Genomic DNA, 23,971 nt, shown 5'->3' with positions numbered 1-23,971 from the left:
AGATGCTAAAACTTGACGATTTCACCCTGCACTATGGCCATTCGCAGATCTTGCATGGGGTCTCGCTGGAGGCCAAGGCGGGCGCGGTGACCTGCGTGATGGGCACCAATGGAGTGGGCAAAACCAGTCTGATCCGGGCGATCTGCGGCCAGCATCAGCGCTCTGGCGGGGGTATGGTTTTGGATGGTGAAGAGCTGCCGCCCATGCCTGCGCACAAATTGGCGCAAAAGGGCGTGGCTGTGGTGCCCCAGGGGCGCGAGATCTTTCCGCAGCTCACCGTGCGCGAAAACATGGAAACCGGGTTTTCCTGCCTGCCCAAATCCGACCATAGCATCCCCGATGAAATATTTGACCTGTTCCCGATCCTGAAGGATTTCATCGATAGGCGCGGCGGTGATCTGTCGGGCGGGCAACAGCAGCAGCTGGCCATTGCGCGGGCGCTGATCACCCGGCCAAAACTCTTGCTGCTGGATGAGCCGACTGAGGGCATCCAGCCCAATGTTATCCAGCAAATCGGCGAGGTCATCCGCCTGCTGCGGGGGCGGGGCGACATGGCGATTGTGCTGGTGGAGCAGTATTTTGATTTTGCCTATGACCTGGCGGATCACATCGTTGTGCTGCGCCGCGGCGAGGTCATCTTTGACGGTGCCAGGGCTGCAACCCGCCGCGAAGAGCTGCTGCCCAAGGTCTCGGTTTGAGCTAGCGCAGGCTGGTTTTGCTTTGGAAATCCAACTGATCCAGGCCCAGGCGGAGTGTGGCATTTGAGCGGTTGGTTCAATCAAGATTACCCCTCGTGAAATGTTAAAGTGACTTGGAGTCAGTGGGTTGGCCCAGGTTGCCGCAGACCGTGCGTCTTTGAATGTTCCCGATCGATATGCGCTCTATTCCTGATTTGCATGGATGATTTGAAATTGGCATTGGCCCCGGATCGACGCCATGGCTTAGGTATTCCCCACTGTTTCAGGAGGCCAACCAAGGCCACCGACATGGAGGGAAGAATGAACAAATTTATCCGCATTGCTGCGGCTGGTGTGATGTCGCTCGCCTTTGGCGCCGTGGCTCAGGCCGAAGTCACAGTCAAAGTCGCCTATGACGCCGATCCGGTGTCACTGGACCCGCATGAACAGCTGTCCGGGGGCACGCTGCAGTTCTCGCATATGTCTTTTGATCCGCTGGTGCGCTGGACCCAGGATCTGCAATTTGAGCCACGCCTGGCGGAAAGCTGGGAACAGATCGACGAGCTGACCACTCGTTTTCATCTGCGTAGCGGTGTAAAATTCCACTCTGGCAACATGCTGACCGCAGCAGATGTTGACTGGACCTTTGATCGCCTGAAAGAAAGCCCCGACTTCAAGGGCATTTTCAGCCAGTTCACCGATGTCAAAGTGATCGACGATCACACCTTTGACCTGATCACCTCCGAGCCCTATCCGCTGGTGCTGCACACGGTGACCTATATCTTCCCGATGGATAGCAAGTTCTATTCCGGCACCACCGAAGATGGCAAAGACCGCGCTGAGCTGGTCAAGCACGGCGACAGCTTTGCCTCGCGCAATATCTCCGGCACCGGTCCTTTCACCGTCACCTCGCGTGAGCAGGGCGTAAAAATGGTCTTTGATCGTTTTGACGGCTACTGGGATACCGAAACAGCCGGCAACGTCGACAAGATCATCCTGACCCCGATCAAGGAAAGCCCCACCCGTGTGGCTGCGCTGCTCTCTGGCGACGTTGATTTCATCGCGCCTGTGCCGCCAACCGATCTGGCCCGTGTTGAGGACAATGACGGCACCAATCTGATCACCATGCCCGGCACCCGTATCATCACATTCCAGATGAACCAGGACCGTGTTGAGGCTTTCAAGGATGCCCGCGTCCGTCAGGCCATCGACTATGCCGTCAATAACGCTGGTATCGTGGATCGCATCATGCGCGGCTTTGGTACCGTTGGCGCCCAGTACAGCCCCGCCGGCTACCTGGGTCACAACCCAGACCTGGCCCCTCGTTTCGACGTTGAAAAAGCCAAGGCCCTGATGGCCGAAGCTGGCTATGCTGATGGTTTTGAAATCTCGATGATGGCGCCAAACAACCGCTATGTGAACGACGACAAGATCGCGCAGGCTGTTGCGTCGATGCTGGCAAAGATCAACATCAAGGTTGACCTGCAGACCATGCCAAAGGCCCAGTACTGGCCCGCCTTTGACGAGCGCGCAGCAGACATGATGATGATCGGCTGGCATTCGGATACCGAGGACTCGGCCAACTTCCACCAGTTCCTGAGCCATTGCTTTGATGAGGCTTCCGGCAATGGTCAGTACAATGCCAACAACTTCTGCAACGCAGAGGCGGACATGCTGATGGCCAAGGCCAATGCGGAAACCGATGCCGACAAACGTGCGATGATGCTGAAAGAGCTGGAAACCATCCTCTACAACGAGGCGGCTTTCATCCCGCTGCACTGGCAGAACCTGGCCTGGGGCGCCCGCAAAGGTGTGCACGCGGAATCCATCGTGAACGCGCTGAACTTCCCTTACTTCGGTGACCTCGTCGTCGACTAAGGTCAGCACAATCCAAGACCGGAGCAGGCCAGCGTGGCTTGCTCCGGCCTCATCTCCGGCATTTCTCCAAGACAATTTGCCAAGGGTATTCTTCCTGACTGTGCAGGGAGGGAAGGTTTGATGCCCTTTGCTATTTGTTTTAGGCCCTATTTGTTCCAGGCCCGACGACCCCAGGCCCCACTATCCCAGGAAGAAGGTGTAAAAGCATGTTTGCTTACCTTGTGAAACGCGTGTTCCAGGCTATCGCGGTGATGTTTGTCATCTCGCTGATCGGCTTTGCCATTCAGGACAATCTCGGCGATCCGCTCCGCGAGCTGGTCGGACAATCCGTGAGCGAAGAGGTCCGTCAGGAGCTGCGCGATGAATTGGGGCTGAATGACAGTTTCCTGACGCAGTATTTGCGCTTTGCCGGGAACGCGTTGCAAGGGGATCTGGGCACCAGCTACTTCTTCAAGGAACCGGCGCTGGATGTGATCCTGAAAAAACTGCCCGCAACGCTAGAACTGGTTGTAGGGGCCTCGATCATCATTATCGGGTTGTCGATCCCGGTGGGGGTCTTTACCGCCATCTACCCCAATTCGATCCTAAGCCGCCTGGTCATGGGGCTGTCGATCATCGGGATTTCCATCCCGGTCTTCCTGACCGCAATCCTGATGATCTTTGTGTTTTCTGTCGAATATGGCTGGTTCCCCTCTTACGGGCGCGGCGATGTGGTGCATGTCTTTGGCTATTGGGATACCAATTTTGCCAGCCTGGACGGCTGGTCGCATATCCTGCTGCCCTCGATTGCGCTGGCCTCGATCATGCTGCCGCTCTTTATCCGCCTGATCCGGGCCGAGATGATGGAAGTGTTGCAGAGCGAATATGTGAAATACGCCAAGGCCAAGGGTATCCGGCCCTGGCGCATCTATTTTGTCCATGCGCTGAAGAATACTCTGCTGCCGGTGATCACAGTGGGCGGCGTGCAGATCGGCACCATGGTAGCCTATACGATCCTGACCGAGACGGTGTTCCAGTGGCCGGGCATGGGCTTCATGTTCCTGGAGGCGGTGAACCGCGTCGATACCCCGCTGATCGTCGCCTATCTGATCGTGGTTGGCTTTATCTTTGTTGTCACCAATACAATCGTTGACCTGATCTACGGGCTGGTCAATCCCACCGTAAATCTTGCGAGGATGGGCGCATGAGCAGCCTAAGCACCAATTCCGAACCATCGCGCTGGGCGCAGATCTGGAACTCCAACATCGCTTATAGCTTCCGGCGCAATCCGGTGGCCGTTGTCTCGCTGCTGGTCTTTGCGGTGATCACGGTGATGTCCTTTCTGGCGCCGCTGATTGCGCCTTTTGATCCCTATGATCCGGCTCAGATCGATATCATGAACAGCGAATACCCTCCTGTCTGGGTGGATGGGGCTGACCCGCTGTTCATGCTGGGCACCGATGACCAGGGCCGCGATCTGTGGTCCACCATCCTTTATGGCACCCGGCTGTCGCTGCTGATCGGTATATGTGCGGTGGGGTTGCAGGCTTTCCTCGGCATTTCGATCGGGTTGATCGCTGGCTATGTCGGCGGTCGGATCGACAGCCTGCTGATGCGGCTGGCCGATATCCAGTTGTCTTTCTCGACCCTGATGGTGGCAATCATCTTTTTGGCGGTGACTCAGGCGATGTTTGGCTCTGAAACCTTCAACCAATATGCCATCTATTTCCTGATTGCGGTAATTGGCGTGGCGGAATGGCCGCAATATGCCCGCACCGTGCGTGCCACCGTGCTGGCGGAAAAGAAAAAGGAATATGTCGACAGCGCCCGGGTTCTGGGCTTTGGCCCCATTCGCATCATGGTGCGTCACATCCTGCCGAACTCGCTGTCGCCGATCTTTGTGATCTCGACCGTGCAGGTGGCCAATGCCATCATCTCCGAGGCCTCGCTGTCTTTCCTCGGCCTTGGTATGCCGCCGAGCCAGCCCTCGCTGGGGTCGCTGATTTCCTCCGGCTTTGACTACATCTTTTCGGGCAGCTGGTGGATCACCGCCATTCCCGGCGTGGTACTGGTGGTTCTGGTGCTGGTGATCAATCTCTTGGGTGACTGGCTACGTGATGCCCTAAACCCCAAACTCTATAAGGGATAAGCGCAATGTCCTTGCTTTCCGTGCGCGACCTGAGCGTGAAATTCGCCATGCGCGACAATACCGTAACCGCCCTCAATCAGATCAGCTTTGATCTGTGCAAAGGCGAACGTCTGGGAATCGTCGGGGAATCCGGCGCTGGCAAATCCATCACCGGCTTTGCCCTGATGAACCTGCTGAGCCGCCCCGGCTATATCGACAGCGGCAAGATCCAGTTTCTGGGCGAAGACATTACCGAGATGTCCGAGGCCAAGATGCGCAGCATTCGCGGCAATCAGATGGCGATGATCTTTCAGGATCCGATGGTGACGCTGAACCCGGTGCTGACCATTGGTCAGCAAATGGTGGAAACCCTGCAGGCCCATCGCAAGCTGAGCAAATCCGAGGCCGAGCAGATCGCCATCGTCAAACTGCGCGAGGTCTATATTCCCTCGCCGGAGGAGCGGCTGAACCAATATCCGCATGAGCTGTCGGGTGGGATGCGCCAGCGGATCATCATCGCCATTGCTTTGTTGTTGGACCCGCAGCTGATCATCGCGGATGAGCCAACAACGGCGCTGGATGTGACCATTCAGGCGGATATCATGGAGCTGTTGCTTGAGCTGTGCGAATCCAACAAGGTCGGCCTGATCCTGATCACCCATGACCTGGGCGTGGTCAGCCAGATGACCGAACGCACCCTAGTGATGTATGCCGGGCGCATCATCGAGGCAGGCCGCACCCGCGAGATCATCAATGATCCGCAACACCCCTATACCCAGGGGCTGATCAATGCGCTGCCACAGCAGACCAAACCGGGGCAGCGTTTGAAACAGATCCCGGGCAATATGCCCTCGCTCACCGCCATTCCGCGGGGCTGCCCCTTTAGCCCGCGCTGCGAATACGCCCAGGACCATTGCCTCACCGAGGCCCCCAAGCCGGTGCAATACACCCATGTAGAAGTGGCTTGCCACGAGGTGAACCGCCTGCACAGCGACAAAGCCGAGGAGATGATCGGATGAGCGCGCCTCAGCCCCTGTTGGAAATTCGCAATCTTGAAAAACGCTTTGAACTGGACCGTGGGTTTCTCGAAACTCTCAAGTTCAAAGGCGGCAAGCTGGTGCAGGAAAAGCGCGAGGTCCATGCCGTCAACAATGTCTCATTAGAGGTTGCGCCCGGAGAGGCGCTCTGTGTGGTGGGGGAAAGCGGTTGCGGAAAATCTACCGTGGCGCGGCTGATCGCGGGGCTGTTGACCCCCAGTGCCGGTGAGATCCACTATGCAGGCGAGCGTATTGACGATCGCTCCCGCCGGGCCCTGATGCCGCTGCGCAAAAAGATGCAGATGATCTTTCAGAACCCCTATGCATCGCTGAACCCGCGCATGACCATCCAGCAGGCGCTGGAAGAACCAGTGCGCTATCACAATCCTGCTCTGTCTAAGGGCGAGGTGCGCGATAAGGTGGCAGAAGTGATGCGGTCGGTGGGGGTGGACCCCAGTTGGGCCGGACGCTATCCACATGAATTCTCGGGAGGCCAACGTCAGCGGATTGCCATTGCCCGTGCCCTGACGGTGGACCCTGAATTCATCATCGCCGACGAGCCGATTTCGGCGCTGGATGTCTCTATTCAGGCGCAGGTGCTGAACCTGATGCTCGAGGCCAAGGATGAGCGCGGCCTCACCTATCTGTTCATCACCCATGACCTGAGCGTGGTGCAGCACTTTGGCACCAAGGTGGCGGTGCTCTATTTGGGCTCGGTTTGTGAGCTTTCCGACACGGCAACCCTGTTTGAAAACCCCAAACACCCCTATACCCGCGCTTTGCTTTCTGCGGTTCCGCAGTTAAAAGATGATCATCCCAACCACATCCGATTGCGCGGTGAAATCCCGACACCAATCAACCTGCCGCAGGGATGTCCTTTTGAAAGTCGCTGTGCCCATGCCAATAGCCGGTGCCAGACTGAAAAACCGCGCCCCCAGCAACAGCCCGACGGGGCCCTGGTGGCTTGCCATGCTGTCGAAGAAGACCGCTTGGACGGCTAAGGGCCTGAACGGGCGGAACGGGATTTTACAGTGGACATAGCCTGGCTCAGAGACTTTGAGGCCTTGGTCGCGCAGAAGAATTTCTCGCGCGCGGCCGAGGAGCGTAATGTCAGCCAACCGGCTTTTTCCCGGCGCATTCGGGCGCTGGAGGAGGAGTTTGGCGTCAAGCTGATCAACCGGCAAACCCTGCCGCTGTCGCTGACCCCTGCGGGGGAGGTGTTTCTGGCGCAGTCAAAGGTGATGCTGCGCACCTATGATGAGACCTTAGAGCGCTGTCAGATCATTGATGCGGCTGGGGAAAACGTCATTCGTTTTGCCACCTCACAGTCGCTTTATATGACCCACTACAAGACCCACATCGCCCCGATGGTTGATGAGGGCGGGCTGGAGATTGACCTGAACTCCACGGGTTGGGCTGCGGATCAGTTTGTTTCGGCCCTGCAGCAACGCTATTGCGATGTGATCTTGACCTATTGGCACCCTGCAATGGATGCGCTGGCGCCGCTGGCCCTGGGCAATTGCGACTATATCACCCTGAGCGAAGATGTCTTTGTACCGGTGTCGAAATCCGGTCCAGAGGGTCCCTTGCACCGCTTTGAAAGCACGCCCAAAAAACCGATTTCGCTGCTGTCCTACGGTACGGTATCGGCGCTGCGTTCGGTGGTGGAACATGCGCTGCGGCAGAACACGGATGGCCCAAAGATGCTGGTGGTGAACCAAAGTGCGCTGGCCAGTTCTGTCAAGGCCATGGTGATGGAGGGCTTTGGTCTGGGCTGGTTGCCCCATGAGCTGTGCAAGCAGGAGCTGGCGGAGGGACGGATGCAGATTGTTGGTGGCCCCGAACAGCGCCACCCGCTGGAAATTCGGCTCTACCGGGACAAGGAGAACAGCAAACCAACGCTGAACCGCCTATGGCAGGACATGCAGGCGGCACTTGCGGTTCAGAGCAATCGCTGAGATCCCATCGGCCGGATCAGGGAGCTGCCGCCTTGACGGTATAGGGCGCGAGGCTTTCCAGAAAAGTGTCGACAAAATCCAGCGAGAGCAGCGAGCGGCTGCCGGAGGCCGGGCGCAGGATCGATAGCCAGTGATAGAGCTCTGGCTCAAAGGGCCGCACTTCGACATTCTTTGACTTGAACTGATCCGCATCCAGGGCGCTGACCACCGATACGCCCTGACCTTCGGCCACCATCAAGCAGGCGGTTGAAAACTGGCGCACCTCGACCCAGGAATTAAGCAAGACACCATGATCCGAGAAGGATTGCGACAGGCTTTTGAAGAATGCGCTGCTCTTGCGGGTGTGGATGATGCGCTCATCTGCCAGGTCCAGTGGTGAAATACGCTCCAGCTTGGCCAAGCGGTGACCGCGCGGGAAAACGCAGACGGTTTTGATGGCTATATCAATGTGCTCAACAGCCGGATGGCCAGAGAAGCCATCTGTTATGCCACAGTCATATTGCTCGCCTATGATCCATTCCAGGATCCGTTCCGGGCGGTCCGGTTCAAGTGTGAGATTCACCCCCGGACGCTGCTGCAAAAACTTGGCCAGCAGCTGTGGCAAATGGGAGCTGGCAAAACCCGGAAGACAAGCAATTCGCAGATGCCCGGCGGTGCGATCCGTCAAGTCACGGTTGAGTTCTTCCAGATGGCGCAGGCTTTCAAAGACCCGACCGACCTCTGACAGCAGATAGCGCGCCTCGCTGGTGGGAATCAGCATGCCATCTTTGCGCTGGAACAGCTCGATCGCGACCGAGTTGGAAAAGTCCGACAGCAAGCGACTGGTGGCAGGCTGCGAAATCCCCAAGGATTTTGCGGCGCGGGTGACCGATCCGGTCTGGGCCACGGCCTGAAAGGCCTCTAACTGTCTCAATTTAAATTTCAATGACTTAGCCCTGACTTTGAGTGGAAAATCGACGATAATATAACATTATATTATGATGCATGTCAAAAAACTTTCACTTGCATTATGTCGCTTTCTGCTCACTCTTTAGGCATCAAATGAACGGGGATTATTCACATGTCTATCAAAACGCTTCTTTGCAGCTCGGCTCTTATGGCTGCCACAGCGGGTGTCGCCTTTGCTGAAACCGAGGTTCAGTGGTGGCACGCAATGGGTGGGGCCAATGGCGAACGCGTCAACAAAATCGCGGAAGATTTCAACGCTACGCAGAGTGACTACAAGGTTGTTCCTGTCTACAAGGGCAACTACACCGAAACCATGACAGCGGCGATTGCGGCTTTCCGTGCCAAAGAGCACCCGCAAATTGTTCAGGTTTTTGAAGTTGGCACCGCCACCATGATGGCCGCCAAGGGTGCGATCTACCCAGTTGAGAAACTGATGAAAGACGCCGGAGAAGCCTTTGACGGCGACGCCTTCCTGCCTGCGGTTGTGTCTTATTACGAGACCCCCGAAGGGGAACTGCTGTCGATGCCTTTCAACAGCTCCACACCTGTTATGTGGTACAACAAAGACGCGCTGGACGCAGCGGGTGCTGCCGTTCCCACAACCTGGGATGAGGTACAGGAAACCGCGCAGAAACTGGTCGACAATGGCATGGACTGCGGCGTGTCCTTTGGCTGGCAGTCTTGGGTCATGGTTGAGAACTTCTCGGCCTGGCACAACATCGGCATGGGTACCAAGGAAAACGGCTTTGCCGGGTTCGACACCGAGTTCAGCTTTAACAATGAAGCCGTTGCAGCCCGTCTGGATGGCATCGCTGCCATGACCGACGGCAACCTGTTCAAATACGGTGGCCGTCGCGGCGACAGCCTGCCCATGTTCACCAATGGCGAATGTGGCATGTGGATGAACTCCTCTGCCTATTACGGCTCGATCAAGAGCCAGGCCGAGTTTGAATTTGGTCAGACCATGCTGCCGCTGGATACATCCGTGGCTGATGCGCCTCAGAACTCGATCATTGGTGGCGCCACCCTCTGGGTGCTCGAAGGCCATGAGAGCGAAGAGTACAAGGGCACAGCCCAGTTCCTGACCTATCTGTCCTCCCCCGAGGTTCAGGCCTGGTGGCACCAGGAGACCGGCTATGTGCCGATCACCACAGCTGCTTATGAGCTGTCCAAGGAGCAGGGTTTCTATGAGAGCAACCCCGGCACCGATACTGCGATCCAGCAGCTGAGCCTGAACACCCCAACCCCGAACAGCCGTGGCCTTCGCTTTGGCAACTTTGTTCAGGTGCGTGACGTGATCAACGAAGAGCTGGAAGCTGTCTGGGCGGGCGACAAGTCTGCAACCGACGCGCTGAACGCAGCGGCTGAGCGTGGCAATACCCTGCTGCGCAAGTTCGAACGTTCCGCCAAATAAACACGGCTACATGATCTGAACCATGCCGCCCCAGAGGCGGCATGGTTTCGTTTTATGCGCTGCTTTGCCGGCGCATCCCTTCGGGGTACTAGACAGGGCACAATACGGGGCACTCCATGCTGAAACGCGTCCATTTTCCTTCTTCGCCACTGCCCTATCTGCTGGTGGCACCGCAGCTGGCGATTACGCTGGTGTTCTTTATCTGGCCCGCCAGTCAGGCGATGTATCAGTCTTTTCTGATCGAAGACGCCTTTGGCCTCGGCTCTGAATTCGTCTGGTTTGAGAACTTTCAGGTTCTCTGGGGCGACCAGCACTATCTGGATGCTTTCTGGCGCACCGGTATTTTCTCGCTCTTGGTGGCGGCGCTCTCGATGGGGGTTGCGCTGATCCTTGCGGGCTTTGCCCAGCGGGTGGTGCGCGGCGCCATGGTGTACCGAACCCTGTTGATCTGGCCCTATGCGGTGGCCCCGGTTCTGGCAGGGGCGCTTTGGGTCTTCATGTTTAACCCGACTTTGGGGATCTTTCCCTATTTTCTCGACTTTGTCGGCATTGATTGGAATCACTATCTGAATGGCAATCAGGCCATGGCGCTGGTGATCCTTGCCGCGGCCTGGAAGCAGGTGGCTTATAACTTTTTGTTCTATCTCGCGGCGATGCAGTCGATCCCCAATAGCGTGATTGAGGCCGCCGCCATTGATGGCGCAGGCCCCGGGCGTCGCTTCTTTTCCATCATCCTGCCGCTGATCTCGCCCACCACGTTTTTCCTGCTGGTGATCAACATGGTCTACGCTTTCTTTGAGACCTTCGGCATCATCCATGCGGTGACCCAGGGCGGGCCGGGCACCTCGACCACGATCCTTGTCTACAAAGTCTTTAACGATGGCTTTGTCGGCCTTGATCTGGGCGGCTCTGCGGCGCAGTCGGTGATCCTGATGGTGCTGGTCATTGCCATGACCGTTGTCCAATTCCGCTATGTTGAAAGAAAGGTGGAATACTGATGGTTGAACGTCGTCCACTCACCTCGCTGCTTACCCATTTTGTGCTGGTGCTAGGCGTGATTGCCATTGCCCTGCCGATCTGGATCACCTTTGTGGCAGCCACCCATGACCAGTTCCGTATGAATCAAGTGCCCCTTCCGCTCTGGCCCGGCACCCATCTGTGGGACAACCTGAACCAGACCCTGTTTGGCGCGGGCCTCAGCGGCACGGAAGGCGCCCCCGTTTGGTTAATGCTGCTCAACAGTCTGGCCATGGCGATGATGATCTCGCTGGGCAAGATCGCCATCTCGCTGCTCTCGGCCTTTGCCATCGTCTATTTCCGCTTTCCCTTCCGCATGACCTGCTTCTGGATGATCTTCATCACCCTGATGCTGCCGGTCGAGGTGCGGATCCTGCCGACCTTTGAAGTTGTCGCCAACCTCGGGATGCTCAACAGCTACTGGGGGCTGTCGATCCCGCTGATCGCTTCGGCCACCGCCACCTTCATGTTCCGCCAGGTGTTTTTGACGGTCCCGGACGAGATGCTGGAAAGCGCGCGCATTGATGGGGCAGGGCCAATGCGGTTCTTCTTTGACATCCTGCTGCCCCTGTCGCGGACCAATATCGCAGCGCTTTTTGTGATCCTCTTCATCTTTGGCTGGAACCAGTACCTCTGGCCGCTGCTGATCACCACGGATACCTCGATGACCACCATCGTCATGTCGATCAAGCAGATGCTGGAGGCGGCCGAGCAAAGCCCGCAATGGAATATCATCATGACGACGGCACTCTTGGCGATGATCCCGCCGATCTTTGTCGTCATCTCGATGCAAAAGCTCTTTGTGCAGGGCTTGACGGAAACCGATAAATAGGACGCCCCGCAAATGGCTGAAATTAAACTAACCGACTTGACCAAATCCTACGGTCCCACCGAAGTGCTGCACCATGTTGAGGGCGAGATCAGTGATGGCGAATTCATCGTCATCGTTGGCCCCTCGGGCTGCGGAAAATCGACCCTTCTGCGGATGGTGGCTGGGCTTGAGACCGTGACATCTGGCGAGATCGCAATTGCCGGCCGTCGGGTGAACGAGCTGGAACCTTCGGCGCGCGATATCGCCATGGTGTTCCAGAACTACGCGCTTTATCCCCATATGAGCGTGCGTGAAAACATGGCCTACGGGCTGAAAATCCGCAAACTCTCCAAGGCGGAAATCAACCGTCGCGTCGAAGAAGCAGCCGATATTCTGGAGATACGCCAGTATCTGGATCGCAAACCGCGGCAGTTGTCCGGGGGGCAGCGTCAGCGGGTCGCCATGGGGCGGGCCATCGTGCGCGACCCGCAGGTCTTTCTGTTTGACGAACCGCTCTCAAACCTGGATGCCAAGCTGCGGGTGCAAATGCGCCTGGAGATCCGCAAATTGCAGCAACGCCTTGGGGTGACCTCGATCTATGTGACCCATGATCAGGTCGAGGCGATGACCCTGGGGGATCGGCTGATGGTGCTGAACGGCGGCTATGTCGAACAGTTCGGCACCCCGATCGAGCTCTATGATCGGCCTGCCTCGGTCTTTGTGGCTGGGTTCATTGGCAGCCCGGCGATGAATTTCCTGCCCGCCTCCATAGAAGCGGAGGCGCTGATCCTGTCCACCGGCGTCCAGCTGGCCGCGCCGCAGGTGTCAGCTGACCTGGCGCAAAACAGTGCGGTGCTTTTGGGGGTCCGTCCTGAACACCTGGTGCCGGATGAGATCGGCCCGATTGTCATTGATGTCGATATGGTAGAACAGCTGGGGGCGAATACTCTGCTGCATGGCAAGCTTAGCGGCAGCCAGCACGAAATCGTCGCTTCGGTGCCGGGCCATGTCGCGGCCGAACCCGGCAGCAAGCACAGTTTCTCAGCGGCGCCAGAGTTGCTGCATCTGTTTGACCCAAAAACTGAAAAACGGCTGGAGACATAATGCAGTTCCCCCAGTTGGCGGCCTTTACCGGGGGCGATGGGCTGATCCGGGTGATCGGGCACCGGGGTGCCCGTGGCGTGATGCCGGAAAACACCATGGAGGGCTTTGCCTTTACCCTGAACTGCGGGGTACGCCTGTTGGAGTTTGACGTGGTGATGACTCGCGATGGAGTGCCGGTGATCACCCATAACCACAGCCTCACCGGCTCGATTGTCCGCGATGGGGCGGGCAATTGGCTCCAGGGAAATACGCCCAAGGTTGCTGATCTGGACTGGGGCGATCTGGCGGCGCTGGATGTAGGCGGGCTGGACGGACACAGTGACTATGGTCGGCGCTTTCCCGATCAGGCCTTTTTGTACGGGGCCCGTATTCCGCGTCTGAGCGATCTCTGTGAACTGATTGCCCAGCCCGGCTATCAGGATGTGCATCTGATGCTCGAGATCAAATCCGATCCGGCCAGGCTGCAAGAGGCGGCAACCCGCAGCGAGGTGGTTGCGGCCGTGGTGAAGGAGGTACGCGCCCTGGGGCTGGCGCATCGCACCTTGATGCATAGTTTTGATTGGCAGCTTCTGGCGGAATGTGCGGGCCAGGCGCCGGAAATGCCGACATCCTTCCTGACGCAACGGCCTGAAAACGCGGCGGATGTGGGGGAGGATCATGCCAGTTCAGTCAGTTATGACCTGACGGGCGAGGGCGCCAATCTGCCGGATCAGGTGCTGGAGGCGGGGGGCGCGCTTTGGTGTCCCTATTACCTGGATGTTACCGCCACGGATGTGGCTCGCGCTCAGAAACTGGGTCTGCGGGTTGCGGTCTGGACCGTCAACGAGGTCGCTGATATCGACCGGATGATCGGGTTAGGGGTGGATGCCATCGTGACGGATTACCCCGGACGGGTGCAGCGCAGGCTTTTGACAAAAGGCTTTGTCTGGTCCGAAACACAGGCCGCGCTCTCCGTCTAGGGGGGCTGCCTGTCTTAGGCTTGAAAACCTGCCGCGCAGAAATCCAGTAGGGTTGCCGTCAGGTCCTGGGTGGTTGCCCCGTCCTCGAGGCCGGAAATACGCCAGCGCGAGGTGCAAAGCGCCAGCATCGCCGAGACCATGAAGATGAAATGAGCGCCGATCTTCTGCTGCGAGGCATCGGGGAGCAACACGGCGATCTCTGCCAGAAAGATCTCCATGGTCGGGTCAAAATAGCGTTGGGCAATGTGCTGCCAGCGTATGTCTGACGAGACATGGGCAATCAATCGACCATAGGCGGACCAAGTGGGGCCGCCGTGCAGGGTTCTGTCGATGAAGGGGGCGATGAAGCAGGTCAAAACTTGATGCAGGGTCAGCGACCCTGCAGCCTTGGCAGCGGCCAGCGCATCCTGTCTGAGCTGTGCCAGTTCTTCAGCACGTCGGGCCACCACGGTGGTAAACAGCGCCTCCTTGCTGCCGCCGTGATGATTGACCAGAGCCCCCTGAACACCTGCTGCCTTGGCAATATCACGAATCGAAGCGCCCTCGAAACCGCGCTCGGCAAAGAGTTGCTCTGCGGCATCAAAGATGCGGTCTCGGGTTGCCAAAGAGCGTTTGCTGGGTGCGCGTTGTCTTTGATTTTCTTGTACTTTTCCACTCATTTCAAAAACATCTTGCCCTATTTTTAACAGTCGTTCAATCTAAAAGCGCGCCCCGAGGGTGCTTGAGGGAGGAAAAATGATGACGGCACAGGCAAACGCGGCGCAAAATGGTGCTGCGGCGGATAGGTATGCTTTGATTGGCGCAGGGCCCATGGGGCTCGCCATGGCGAAAGTTCTGAAAGAACAGGGTATTCCCTTCCAGGGGTTCGAGCTGCACTCGGATGTGGGCGGGCTCTGGGATATCGATGCGCCGCATTCGACGATGTATGAAACCGCGCATCTGATTTCGTCCAAAAAGATGACTCAGTTTGACGACTTTCCGATGGGCGAAGAGGTTGCGGAATATCCTTCGCACCGAGAGATGCGGCGCTACTTCTGCGATTTTGCCCGCCATTTTGATCTCTACCAGGACTATGCTTTCAATTGCGAGGTGCTCTCTTGTGATCCTCTGGGCGAGAGCGGCGTGGGCTGGCGGGTCACCTGGCGCGACGGCGAGGGTCAGGAGCATAGCGAGATCTTTGCCGGTGTTTTGATCGCCAATGGCACCCTGGCCGAGCCGAACAAGCCCGATTTCAAAGGCCAGTTTGACGGCGAGATGATCCATGCCGCCCAGTACCGCGACCCGCGACAGTTTGCGGACAAGCGCGTGCTGATCGTGGGGGCTGGAAATTCCGGCTGCGATATCGCGGTGGATGCCATCCACCACGGGCTGAGCTGCGATATCTCGATGCGCCGCGGCTATTACTTCGTGCCCAAATATGTCTTTGGCAGGCCCGCCGATACCATGGGCGGCGCGATTCGCCTGCCCATGTGGCTGAAACGCCGTGTCGATGGCATGATCCTGAAATGGTTTGTCGGGGATCCGCAGAAATATGGCTTCCCCAAACCGGATTACGCGCTTTATGAAAGCCACCCGGTGGTGAACTCGCTGATCCTGTTTCACGCTGGGCACGGCGATCTAAAGGTGCGCCCGGATATCGATCATATCGCGGGCAAGGTGGTGCATTTCACCGATGGGTCACAGGCCGACTATGACATGATCCTGACCGCCACTGGCTACCTGCTGCACTATCCCTTTATTGATAAGGAATTGCTCAATTGGCAGGGCGCCGCGCCGCATCTCTATCTCAACTGCATGCATCCCGAGCGCGATGATCTCTTTGTGCTGGGCATGGTTGAGGCCTCTGGACTGGGCTGGCAGGGACGGCACGAACAGGCGGAAATGGTGGCCCGCTATCTCAAGGGGCTGCAGCAGGGACAGGCCGGTGCGGCCAAGCTGAAACAGGAAAAATCCGCAGGTTTTGAACGCGCCACCGGCGGTATGAACTACCTCAAGCTGGCGCGAATGGCCTATTACGTGGACAAGGCAACCTACCGCAAAGCCGTCACGGGCTGGATCTCCGCGCTGACGCAGGGGGCATCATGACGGATCTTGATACGGTTGTTCTGAATTTCAGTGCCTCCAGCTTGCTGGTGATGAATGCAATCCTGGCCATTGTGATGTTTTCCATCGCGCTGGATCTGAGGATCAGCGATTTTGCCCGATTGATCCGCGCGCCCAAACCGGTTCTGACCGGGCTTGCCTCGCAGTTTATTCTCCTGCCTGCACTGACCTTTCTGCTGGTTCTGATGGTCGAGCCCCGGGCCTCGATTGCGCTGGGGCTGATCCTGGTTGCGGCCTGCCCGGGCGGCAACATCTCCAATTTCATTACTCACCGCGCCGGGGGAAACGCGGCGCTGTCGGTGTCGATGACCGCCTTTGCCACGGTGGGCGCCATCCTGATCACGCCGCTCAACATCGCCTTTTGGGGGCAGCTTTATGCGCCTACGCGCGAAATCTTGAACCGGGTAGAGATCGATCCGGTGCAGATTGCTCTCACTGTCTCCTTGATGCTGGTCTTGCCACTGGTCCTGGGGATCTATCTCAACAGTCGGCATGCCCCCTTTGCGGATCGGGTGCGCCGTCCAATGCAGAACCTGTCGATGCTGATTTTTCTGGGTTTTGTGGTCTTGGCGCTGGCAGCCAATTGGGCCTTCTTTTTGCAGTTTGCGCCCTTTGTCGGCGGGTTGGTGGTGCTGCACAATGCCATTGCCCTGGCGGCGGGCTATGGAACTGCCACCTTGGCGGGCTTGTCTAACTATGACCGGCGAGCCGTGACGATTGAGACAGGGATTCAGAACTCGGGCCTGGGGCTGGTGCTGATCTTTGGCTTTTTCAACGGGCTGGGGGGCATGGCGGTGGTGGCAGCCCTTTGGGGTATTTGGCACGCCATTTCAGGCCTGGCCCTCGCCAAGTTGATGTCGCGACGGGAGGCAAAGCGATGACAAAGATCCTGATTACTGGTGCTGCAGGCGATGTGGGCTCGGCGCTGCTGCGGGAACTCGCCCAGGCTGAAGGATCAGCCTATGAGGTGGTGGCAACAGATCTGCGCGCGCCCTGCGATCTGCCCGCAGCCATCCGCTTTGTGCCCTTGGATGTGCGCGGTGAGGATCCCGATCGGGTGATCGGAGACGAGCGCCCGGATGTGGTGATCCATCTGGCTTCGATCGTGTCGCCAACAACGCGGGAGTTTGCCCATGCAGTTGATGTTGTTGGCTCGCGCAATGTGCTGACAGCTTGCCACGCCCATGGGGTCCGGCGTCTGGTGGTGACCTCCTCAGGGGCGGCCTATGGCTATCATGCGGAAAACGCCAATCCCCTGGTCGAAAGTGATCCAATACGCGGCAATCCGGAGTTCGCCTATTCGGACCACAAACGCCGGGTCGAGGAAATGCTGGCCCAGGCCCGTATCGACGCGCCTGAACTGGAACAGGTTGTGCTGCGGGTGGGAACGGTATTGGGCGCAGGCCTGGAGAACCAGATCACCGCGCTGTTTCACAAACCCCGCCTGCTTGCTCTGCAGGGCTGTGAGAGTCCCTTTGTCTTTATCTGGACCCGGGATCTGGCGCGCATTCTGAAACGCGCCATCCAGGACGGACCTGCGGGCATTTTTAATGTTGCGGGCGATGGGGCGCTGGGTGTGTCGGAGCTGTCGCAGGCCCTGAACAAGCCGGTGCTGCGTCTGCCAGTCTGGCTGCTCAAGCTGGCTCTGGCCATTGCGCATCCCCTGAAACTGTCGCGTTATGGGCCAAGCCAGGTGCGGTTTTTGCAATATCGGCCGGTGCTGGACAACGGCGCCTTGAAGGCGCAATTCGGCTATGTGCCGGATCTCACCAGCGCTGAGGTCTTTGCGCTGTGGCAAAAGGCGGCGGGGCTGTGAGGATGGCAGGGAAAGCGACAAAAACCGCCGTTATCACCGGTGGGGCGGGTGGTTTGGGACTGGCCTTGGAGGCGGGGCTGCGGCAGGCGGGCTGGTCCACCATTGTGATTGACCTGCCTGGACCAGCGCTGGAGGCATTGCCAGATCTGGAGGGGCGCTGTTGCTACGGCTGTGATCTGACCGACAGCGACGCCATGCGCGCGCTTTGTGCGCAGATCCGTCAGGCCAGCCCTTCGATTGATCTAGTGATCTATAATGCTGGCATTACCTGGATTGGTGCCTGCCAGGATCTGGGCGCAGAGGCACATAGAAAGGTCTTTGATATCAACTATTTTGCTGCGGTTGGGATGGCGCAGGCCCTACAGAGAGAGGTCCGCCGGGCCGGGGGAACCCATCTGGCGATTTCTTCGGTCGCTGGATTCAGCCCGCTGTTTCATCGCACCGCCTATGCCGCCAGCAAACATGCGTTGGAGGGCTTCTTCAAATCGCTGCGCTCAGAGGAAAAGCCATACGGGGTGCGCACAGTGATTGCGGCTCCCAGCTTTGTCGCCACCAATATTGGCCGCGCCGAAGCCAAATCGGATGGCATTGCTCGCCCTGGATCTGCGGCCGACGGGGTGGACTACATGACCCCGGAGGATGCGGCGCAGGAGATCCTCAAAGGTCTGGCGCGGAGGAAAACCTACATCCCCGTCGGGCGGATTGCACGGCTTTCCTGGATTGTTAACCGACTGTCCCCGGCGCTGTTTGAGCGCCTGATGGAGCGACAGATCAAAGCTGCTCGCAGCGGGTGACCTGACTGACCGAGCGTCTTTTAGGATAGGAGGGCTGGCGTTCTGTGTCGTGCTGTGATGCCAAAACGATAGTGTTGGGACAGGTTGCTGTTGCCGGGGCCTAGGCCGCAGGAAAGCGAAAACCTGCACATCCTTTCAGCGCAGCGGCGTCTTCCAGGATGCAAAACACCGGGGCGCCGAGATCGGGAAACTTAGGATCCCTTTGCGAATAGGCGGTGACGAAGGCAGAACCGCCAGGGCCTGTCAGCAGGTTTCGCGCCACGGCGCCTGCAAAATACAGCCCCCCAAGGGGAAGGAAACCCTTCAACAGGTTGCGGCTTAGCAGGGCCAGGAGCCCTGCATAAAAGTCGATAAATTCGGTGACCTCGTTGTGGCGGGAGGCTGCGAGGATCTGGGCACCGCTGCGGGGCGCCGCATCTGGGGCAAAGGCCGCATAGAGCGCCGCAAGTCCACGGCCGGAGAAACAGCATTCCAGGGTGGTGAAATCTGCGGCCTTGGCGCCGAGTTGCGCCACCAGAGCCTGATGCAAATCCAGCGGCAGCGCGACATGGCCGTATTCGGACTTCAAACAGTTTGAGCCCTGTGCATCTGCAAACACTGGGCTTAGGTTAAAACCGGTGCCAATCCCAACAACCAGTTTCTGAACCACAGGGCCTTGCTGCGCTGATGGGTGCGGCGTGGCGTGAATGACAGCAAGATCGCTGTGTTTGAGATCTGCCAGACTATGCCCCAGGGCGCTCAGATCATTCAAGAGTTGTACGGGGATAGCTCCCCATTCTCGTGACAGATCCCGTGCCGAAAGCTGCCAACCGCGATTGGTGAGTTCGGCCTTTTGCGCGGTTGCCGGGCCAGTGACCGGCCCGGCAACGGCAATGACCATTTCCGAGATCACCGGCCTGTCTGTCTCGGCCAAATAGTGGCTCAGCAGAGCGGAGAACCCGGTGAACTTTGCATTTTGGTAGCTTTGCACCGCTGTCAGAGGTCGCCCCCCCTTTGCCAGCGCCAGGCGGCAATTGGTGCCGCCAAGATCTACAACCAGTCGTGCCATCTCAGTTCAACCGTTCGCCGCTGTCTGGCGCAAAGAAAGACACCTTGGCCAGGTCAAAAGCCAGATCCAGCATGGCGCCGGGCTGCGCCTTGGTTTCCGCGTGCAGCCGCGCGGTGACCTGCTTGCCGCCCAGTTCTGAAACCACATAGGTATCCGCCCCGGCAGGCTCTACCAGATCAACGCGGCACTGGGCTGCCTGAACAGCCGGGCCATTGCGCGCCCCGGCCTCGATGATGTCCTCGGGCCGCAGTCCAAGGATGACATTTTCGGGAAGATCCTGCGCCAGCGGGCTTTGCAGAACCATTGGCGCTCCCTCGGGGCGGGTGATTTCGATCTGGAGCCCTTGGCCAGAACGCTGGGTGCGGGCGGGGATCAGGTTCATCGCGGGCGACCCCATGAAATCGGCGACAAACAGATTGGCCGGATGATTGTAGATCTCAGCCGGAGTGCCAATCTGCTGCACCTCACCGCCCTTCATCACCACGATCTTTGTCGCCAGGGTCATGGCCTCGATCTGGTCATGGGTGACATAGACCATGGTGGCCCCGAGGTTCTGATGCAGTTTCTTGATCTCCGAGCGCATACTGACCCGCAGCTTGGCATCGAGGTTCGACAGGGGTTCGTCAAACAGGAACAGTTTTGGATCACGAACCAGGGCACGTCCCATCGCGACCCGCTGGCGCTGCCCTCCTGACAGCTGTCCGGGGCGGCGGTTCAGCAGGGGTTCGATCTGGAGTTGCCGCGCCACCTCGTCCAGCTTCCGCGTCTGGGTGGCGGCATCCACCCCGCGCACCTTCATGCCAAAGGTGATATTCTTGGCCACGGTCATGGTGGGGTAGAGCGCGTAGGACTGGAACACCATGGCGATATCGCGATCCCTAGGACTGACGCGGGTCATGTCGCGCCCGCCAATGCTGATGGATCCGCCCGAAATGGGTTCCAGCCCGGCGATGCAGTTCAACAGCGTGGATTTCCCGCAGCCCGATGGGCCGACAAGCACCAGAAAATCGCCCTGATCAATCGAAACATTGACCTCTTTCAGGATTTCCACCGCGCCGTAGTTCTTGTTGAGGTTTCTGATGTCCAGGATGGGGGGCATGTGCTTAGCCTTTTACTGAGCCGGCGGTAAGGCCGCGAATAAAGTATTTACCTGCAACCACATAGACCAACAGTGTGGGCAGACCCGCGATGATCGCCGCGGCCATGTCGACGTTGTATTCTTTCACGCCGGTCGTCGAGTTGACGATATTGTTGAGCGCCACGGTCACCGGCTGGGTTCCGGCCTGGCTGAAACTGACGCCAAACAGGAAGTCGTTCCAGATCTGGGTGAATTGCCAGATCACTGTGACCACGATGATCGGCAGGCTCAGAGGCAGAAAGATCGACCAGAAGATGCGAAAGAACCCGGCGCCATCTACCTTGGCGGCCTTGACCAGATCGCTGGGGATGGTGACGTAGAAATTACGGAAAAACAGCGTGGTAAAGCCGATGCCGTAGATGACATGGGCAAAGATCAGCCCCGGAATGGTGCCTGCCAGCCCCATCCAGCCCAGCATGCGCGCCATTGGCAACAGCACCACCTGAAAGGGGATGAAACAACCAAAGAGCATGGCCGAGAAGATCAGATTGGCGCCGCGAAAGTGCCATTGGGCGATGATATAGCCATTGGCGGCCCCCAGAAAGGTCGAGATCAAGACCGCAGGGACCGCCAAGAGTACCGAGTTCCAGAAATAGGGGCGCAGGCCTTCGCATTGAATGCCGGTACAGGCCCCGGACCAGGCAGTGCGCCAGGCCTCAAAGGTGACCTCGCGCGGAAGGGAAACCAGACTGCCACTGCGGATCTCCTCCAGGCTCTTGAGCGAGGTGGTCAGCATGACAAAGAGCGGCAACAGGTAGAACAGTGCAAACAATCCCAGAAGCGAGAACAACAGCCAGCGTAGGGCGATCTGTCCGGGGCGGGCCGGGGCTGCGACGGCGCGCGGCGCGGCGGAGAATGCAGAAAAATCAGACATGTTTCGCCCTCAGTTCAGAGTAGAGATAGGGGACAACAATGGCAAAGACGACGCCCATCATCACCATGGCTGAACTTGCCGCCTGACCGATATCGCCCCGCGAAAAGGCCATGGCATACATATAGGTGGCAGGAAGATCGGTGGCATAACCAGGGCCGCCGCCGGTCAGCGCCACCACCAGATCAAAGCTTTTGATCGCCAGATGGGCCAGCACGATAAAGGCCGACAGAAAGATCGGCGCCATCGAGGGCAGGATAATGGCCGTATAGATCCGCCAGCCGGGGATGCCATCAATCTGCGCCGCCTTGATGATCTCGCTATCAACGCTGCGCAGCCCGGCCAGAAACAGCGCCATGACAAAACCCGAGGCCTGCCAGACTCCGGCGATCACCACCGCATAGATCGCTCTGTCCGGGTCAATCACCCAGTTAAAGCTGAAACTCTCGAACCCCCAGCTTCTGACCATGGCCTCAATGCCGAGACCGGGGTTCATGATCCATTTCCAGGCGGTGCCGGTGACGATCATCGACAGCGCCATAGGGTACAAATAGATGGTGCGCAGCACGCCTTCGGCACGGATGCGCTGGTCCAGCAGGATGGCCAGCAACAGCCCTAGTGCCATGGCAATGCCGATGAACAGGGCGCCAAACAGGAACAGATTGTCCATAGCCGTGTCCCAGCGCGGCGCGGCAAACAGGCGCCGATACTGGATCAGCCCGTATAGGTCATATTTGGGCAGTAGTTTTGATCGGGTCAGCGAGATCCAGGCGGTCCAGCCGATAAAACCATAAACAAAGATGAGGATCGCCACAAACGAAGGGGCCAGCACCATCTTGGGGATCTGACGTTCCAGCCATGCGTGCATTGGGTCCTGCCTTTTTGGTATATGCCTGCCCCGGCTAGAAGACCGGGGCAGGGCGGCTCATGTGAGTGGAGCGGATGAGGTGCAGCTTGCAGCGTCAGAGCGAGTTTGCAACTGCCGCGACCAGCATGTCGACCGCATCAGCCGAGGACATGTCGGAATTGAAATGCGCTGTTACCACATCGGTGATGGCACCGGACTGGGCGCCACGCATTGCCATCCCATGGGCATAGCTGGGCAGCAGTGACCCCTCTTTTGAGCTGGTGGTCATCTCGGCGGCCGAGAGATGCGCGCAGGAGTCAAAATCCTCCATCGCCACGTCAACGCGCGCCGGAATGGAGCCCTTGTTGAGGTTAAAGACTTTCTGGAAGTTCTGTCCGACAATCAGCTTGGCTAGGAGTTCCTGGCCCGCTTGTTTTTCGTCGCCATCCACATCGAACATGGCAAAGCTGTCGACATTATATAGAAAGCCCGCTCCGGGCGCCGAGGCACAGAGGAAATCTTCGCCCGGCACCTTGCCTGCGGCCAGGAATTCGCCCTTGGCCCAATCGCCCATGATCTGAAAAGCAGCCTCGCCGTTCATCACCATCGAGGTGGCGAGGTTCCAGTCCCGGCCGGGGAAATTGGCATCCACATAGCCGCGCATCCTGCGCATCTGATCAAAGACCGCCACCATCTGATCTGATCCCAGCATCTCGGGGTCCAGATCGACAAAGGCCTTGTCAAAGCCTTCTGGGCCCAGAAGGCCCAGGGCGACGACTTCAAACACGGTGGCATCCTGCCAGGCCTGACCGCCATGGGCCAGCGGGATCACCCCGGCGGCCATCAGCTTATCGGCAGCGGTGTTGAACTCTTCCCAGCTGTTTGGCATCGCGATACCATTGGCTTTGAGGATCTCGGCATTGGCCCAGAGCCAGTCCACCCGGTGCACATTGACCGGCGCGGCGCACCACTGACCTTCGCATTTCATATGGGCCGCGATCGAGGCGGGCAGCACTTTGTCCCAGCCTTCTGCCTCGGCCACGGATGAAATATTGGCCAGAACGCCTTCCTCATACCATTCCTGAATGGCAGGGCCTTTCAGTTGCACGGCTGTGGGGGCATTGCCCGACAGCACCCGCGCGCGCAGGGCTGTCATCGCAGCGTCGCCGCCGCCACCGGCCACGGGCATATCGGTCCAGGTGCCGCCATTGGCTGAAAACTCCTGCTGCAGAACGGCGACGGATTTGGCCTCCCCACCTGAGGTCCACCAATGCAGAACCTCTGCCTCGGGGCCGGCCTGGACCATGGAGGCCAGGGCAAGCGCCAGCGCCGATGTGGCGGTGAATACGGATCGTTTCATAATGTCTTCCTCCCTAGTGTCATCATAGAGCCATGGGGCCCTGATCGTTGCGCCTGTCCCCTCTTGTGGGGGAGTTGAACGCGG

The 23,971-nt window shown here is 58.4% G+C and carries 23 protein-coding genes; 16 read left to right on the top strand and 7 right to left on the bottom strand.

All coding sequences use genetic code 11. The annotated features are described in order from the left end of the window. Positions 1-2: 2 nt before the first annotated feature. From urtE to AN476_RS08380, 7 genes are all read left to right on the top strand, one after another. The gene (gene urtE, locus AN476_RS08410; protein WP_054460681.1) at positions 3-698 is read left to right on the top strand and encodes an urea ABC transporter ATP-binding subunit UrtE; all 696 of its coding nucleotides are present in this window, start codon (positions 3-5) and stop codon (positions 696-698) included. 300 nt (positions 699-998) lie between these two features. Next, entirely contained in the window at positions 999-2,555 is a 1,557-nt protein-coding gene (locus tag AN476_RS08405) for an ABC transporter substrate-binding protein (protein ID WP_054460679.1), read from the top strand. Between the two features lie 206 nt (positions 2,556-2,761). Beyond that, positions 2,762-3,742 (top strand): ABC transporter permease, encoded by a 981-nt coding sequence (locus AN476_RS08400; protein WP_054460677.1) that lies wholly within the window; start codon positions 2,762-2,764, stop codon positions 3,740-3,742. Beyond that, entirely contained in the window at positions 3,739-4,683 is a 945-nt protein-coding gene (locus AN476_RS08395; RefSeq protein ID WP_054460675.1) for an ABC transporter permease, read from the top strand. The genes AN476_RS08400 and AN476_RS08395 overlap by 4 nt, the downstream gene beginning before the upstream one ends. Positions 4,684-4,688: 5 nt before the next feature. Then, positions 4,689-5,681, top strand: a complete 993-nt coding sequence (locus AN476_RS08390; RefSeq protein WP_054460673.1) for an ABC transporter ATP-binding protein — start codon at positions 4,689-4,691, stop codon at positions 5,679-5,681. Next, a complete protein-coding gene (locus AN476_RS08385) occupies positions 5,678-6,700 on the top strand; it encodes an ABC transporter ATP-binding protein (RefSeq protein ID WP_054460671.1) in 1,023 nt (340 codons plus the stop codon). Before AN476_RS08390 ends, AN476_RS08385 begins: the two co-directional genes overlap by 4 nt. Before the next feature lie 30 nt (positions 6,701-6,730). Further along, positions 6,731-7,657 (top strand): LysR family transcriptional regulator, encoded by a 927-nt coding sequence (locus tag AN476_RS08380; RefSeq protein WP_054460669.1) that lies wholly within the window; start codon positions 6,731-6,733, stop codon positions 7,655-7,657. Between the two features lie 16 nt (positions 7,658-7,673). Here the strand turns inward: AN476_RS08380 and AN476_RS08375 are convergent, their stop codons facing one another. Continuing rightward, positions 7,674-8,582, bottom strand: a complete 909-nt coding sequence (locus tag AN476_RS08375) for a LysR substrate-binding domain-containing protein (RefSeq protein ID WP_054460667.1) — start codon at positions 8,580-8,582, stop codon at positions 7,674-7,676. Positions 8,583-8,717: 135 nt separating this feature from the next. Here AN476_RS08375 and ugpB point away from each other — a divergent pair, with 135 nt between their 5' ends. The 5 genes from ugpB (at position 8,718) to AN476_RS08350 (ending at position 13,910) form a co-directional block, all read left to right on the top strand. Next, a complete protein-coding gene (gene ugpB, locus AN476_RS08370; RefSeq protein WP_054460665.1) occupies positions 8,718-10,019 on the top strand; it encodes a sn-glycerol-3-phosphate ABC transporter substrate-binding protein UgpB in 1,302 nt (433 codons plus the stop codon). A 116-nt stretch (positions 10,020-10,135) separates the two neighbouring features. Next, the gene (gene ugpA / locus AN476_RS08365) at positions 10,136-11,017 is read left to right on the top strand and encodes a sn-glycerol-3-phosphate ABC transporter permease UgpA (RefSeq protein ID WP_054460663.1); all 882 of its coding nucleotides are present in this window, start codon (positions 10,136-10,138) and stop codon (positions 11,015-11,017) included. Then, positions 11,017-11,868 (top strand): sn-glycerol-3-phosphate ABC transporter permease UgpE, encoded by an 852-nt coding sequence (gene ugpE, locus AN476_RS08360; protein WP_054460661.1) that lies wholly within the window; start codon positions 11,017-11,019, stop codon positions 11,866-11,868. Before ugpA ends, ugpE begins: the two co-directional genes overlap by 1 nt. Positions 11,869-11,880: 12 nt before the next feature. Next, positions 11,881-12,951, top strand: coding sequence for a sn-glycerol-3-phosphate import ATP-binding protein UgpC (locus AN476_RS08355; RefSeq protein ID WP_054460658.1), 1,071 nt, complete (start codon positions 11,881-11,883; stop codon positions 12,949-12,951). Then, positions 12,951-13,910, top strand: a complete 960-nt coding sequence (locus tag AN476_RS08350; protein ID WP_054460656.1) for a glycerophosphodiester phosphodiesterase family protein — start codon at positions 12,951-12,953, stop codon at positions 13,908-13,910. The genes AN476_RS08355 and AN476_RS08350 overlap by 1 nt, the downstream gene beginning before the upstream one ends. A gap of 14 nt (positions 13,911-13,924) precedes the next feature. Here AN476_RS08350 and AN476_RS08345 read toward each other — a convergent pair whose 3' ends face one another. Continuing rightward, the gene (locus tag AN476_RS08345) at positions 13,925-14,569 is read right to left on the bottom strand and encodes a TetR/AcrR family transcriptional regulator (protein WP_054460655.1); all 645 of its coding nucleotides are present in this window, start codon (positions 14,567-14,569) and stop codon (positions 13,925-13,927) included. A 76-nt stretch (positions 14,570-14,645) separates the two neighbouring features. Between AN476_RS08345 and AN476_RS08340 the strand changes: the two genes are divergently transcribed. The 4 genes from AN476_RS08340 to AN476_RS08325 are packed head-to-tail and all read left to right on the top strand — an operon-like array spanning position 14,646 to position 18,623. Next, positions 14,646-15,995, top strand: a complete 1,350-nt coding sequence (locus AN476_RS08340; protein ID WP_253279863.1) for an NAD(P)/FAD-dependent oxidoreductase — start codon at positions 14,646-14,648, stop codon at positions 15,993-15,995. Then, complete coding sequence (locus tag AN476_RS08335) at positions 15,992-16,894, top strand: bile acid:sodium symporter family protein (RefSeq protein ID WP_054460651.1); 903 nt, start codon at positions 15,992-15,994, stop codon at positions 16,892-16,894. The genes AN476_RS08340 and AN476_RS08335 overlap by 4 nt, the downstream gene beginning before the upstream one ends. Then, entirely contained in the window at positions 16,891-17,829 is a 939-nt protein-coding gene (locus tag AN476_RS08330; RefSeq protein WP_054460649.1) for an SDR family oxidoreductase, read from the top strand. The genes AN476_RS08335 and AN476_RS08330 overlap by 4 nt, the downstream gene beginning before the upstream one ends. Before the next feature lie 2 nt (positions 17,830-17,831). Then, positions 17,832-18,623: an SDR family oxidoreductase gene (locus AN476_RS08325; protein ID WP_054460647.1), complete on the top strand. Its 792-nt coding sequence runs from the start codon at positions 17,832-17,834 to the stop codon at positions 18,621-18,623. 100 nt (positions 18,624-18,723) lie between these two features. On the opposite strand, the gene AN476_RS08320 is transcribed toward AN476_RS08325, so the two are convergent. The 5 genes from AN476_RS08320 to AN476_RS08300 all read right to left on the bottom strand — a co-directional run bounded on the left by AN476_RS08320 (position 18,724) and on the right by AN476_RS08300 (position 23,887). Further along, positions 18,724-19,671, bottom strand: coding sequence for a glucokinase (locus AN476_RS08320; protein WP_054460644.1), 948 nt, complete (start codon positions 19,669-19,671; stop codon positions 18,724-18,726). Position 19,672: 1 nt separating this feature from the next. Then, on the bottom strand, positions 19,673-20,770 hold the full coding sequence (locus tag AN476_RS08315) for an ABC transporter ATP-binding protein (RefSeq protein ID WP_054460641.1): 1,098 nt from the start codon (positions 20,768-20,770) through the stop codon (positions 19,673-19,675). 4 nt (positions 20,771-20,774) lie between these two features. Further along, complete coding sequence (locus tag AN476_RS08310; RefSeq protein ID WP_054460639.1) at positions 20,775-21,683, bottom strand: carbohydrate ABC transporter permease; 909 nt, start codon at positions 21,681-21,683, stop codon at positions 20,775-20,777. Continuing rightward, positions 21,676-22,548 (bottom strand): carbohydrate ABC transporter permease, encoded by an 873-nt coding sequence (locus AN476_RS08305; RefSeq protein WP_054460637.1) that lies wholly within the window; start codon positions 22,546-22,548, stop codon positions 21,676-21,678. The genes AN476_RS08310 and AN476_RS08305 overlap by 8 nt, the downstream gene beginning before the upstream one ends. 94 nt (positions 22,549-22,642) lie before the next feature. Further along, the gene (locus AN476_RS08300; RefSeq protein WP_054460635.1) at positions 22,643-23,887 is read right to left on the bottom strand and encodes an ABC transporter substrate-binding protein; all 1,245 of its coding nucleotides are present in this window, start codon (positions 23,885-23,887) and stop codon (positions 22,643-22,645) included. Positions 23,888-23,971 lie beyond the last annotated feature (84 nt).

The organism is Phaeobacter sp. 11ANDIMAR09 (assembly GCF_001294455.1).
In the GTDB taxonomy this organism is placed as follows: Bacteria; Pseudomonadota; Alphaproteobacteria; order Rhodobacterales; family Rhodobacteraceae; genus Pseudophaeobacter.
The sequence above is the reverse complement of the archived record's forward strand: the minus strand, read 5'-3'. Positions and strand labels throughout refer to the sequence as shown.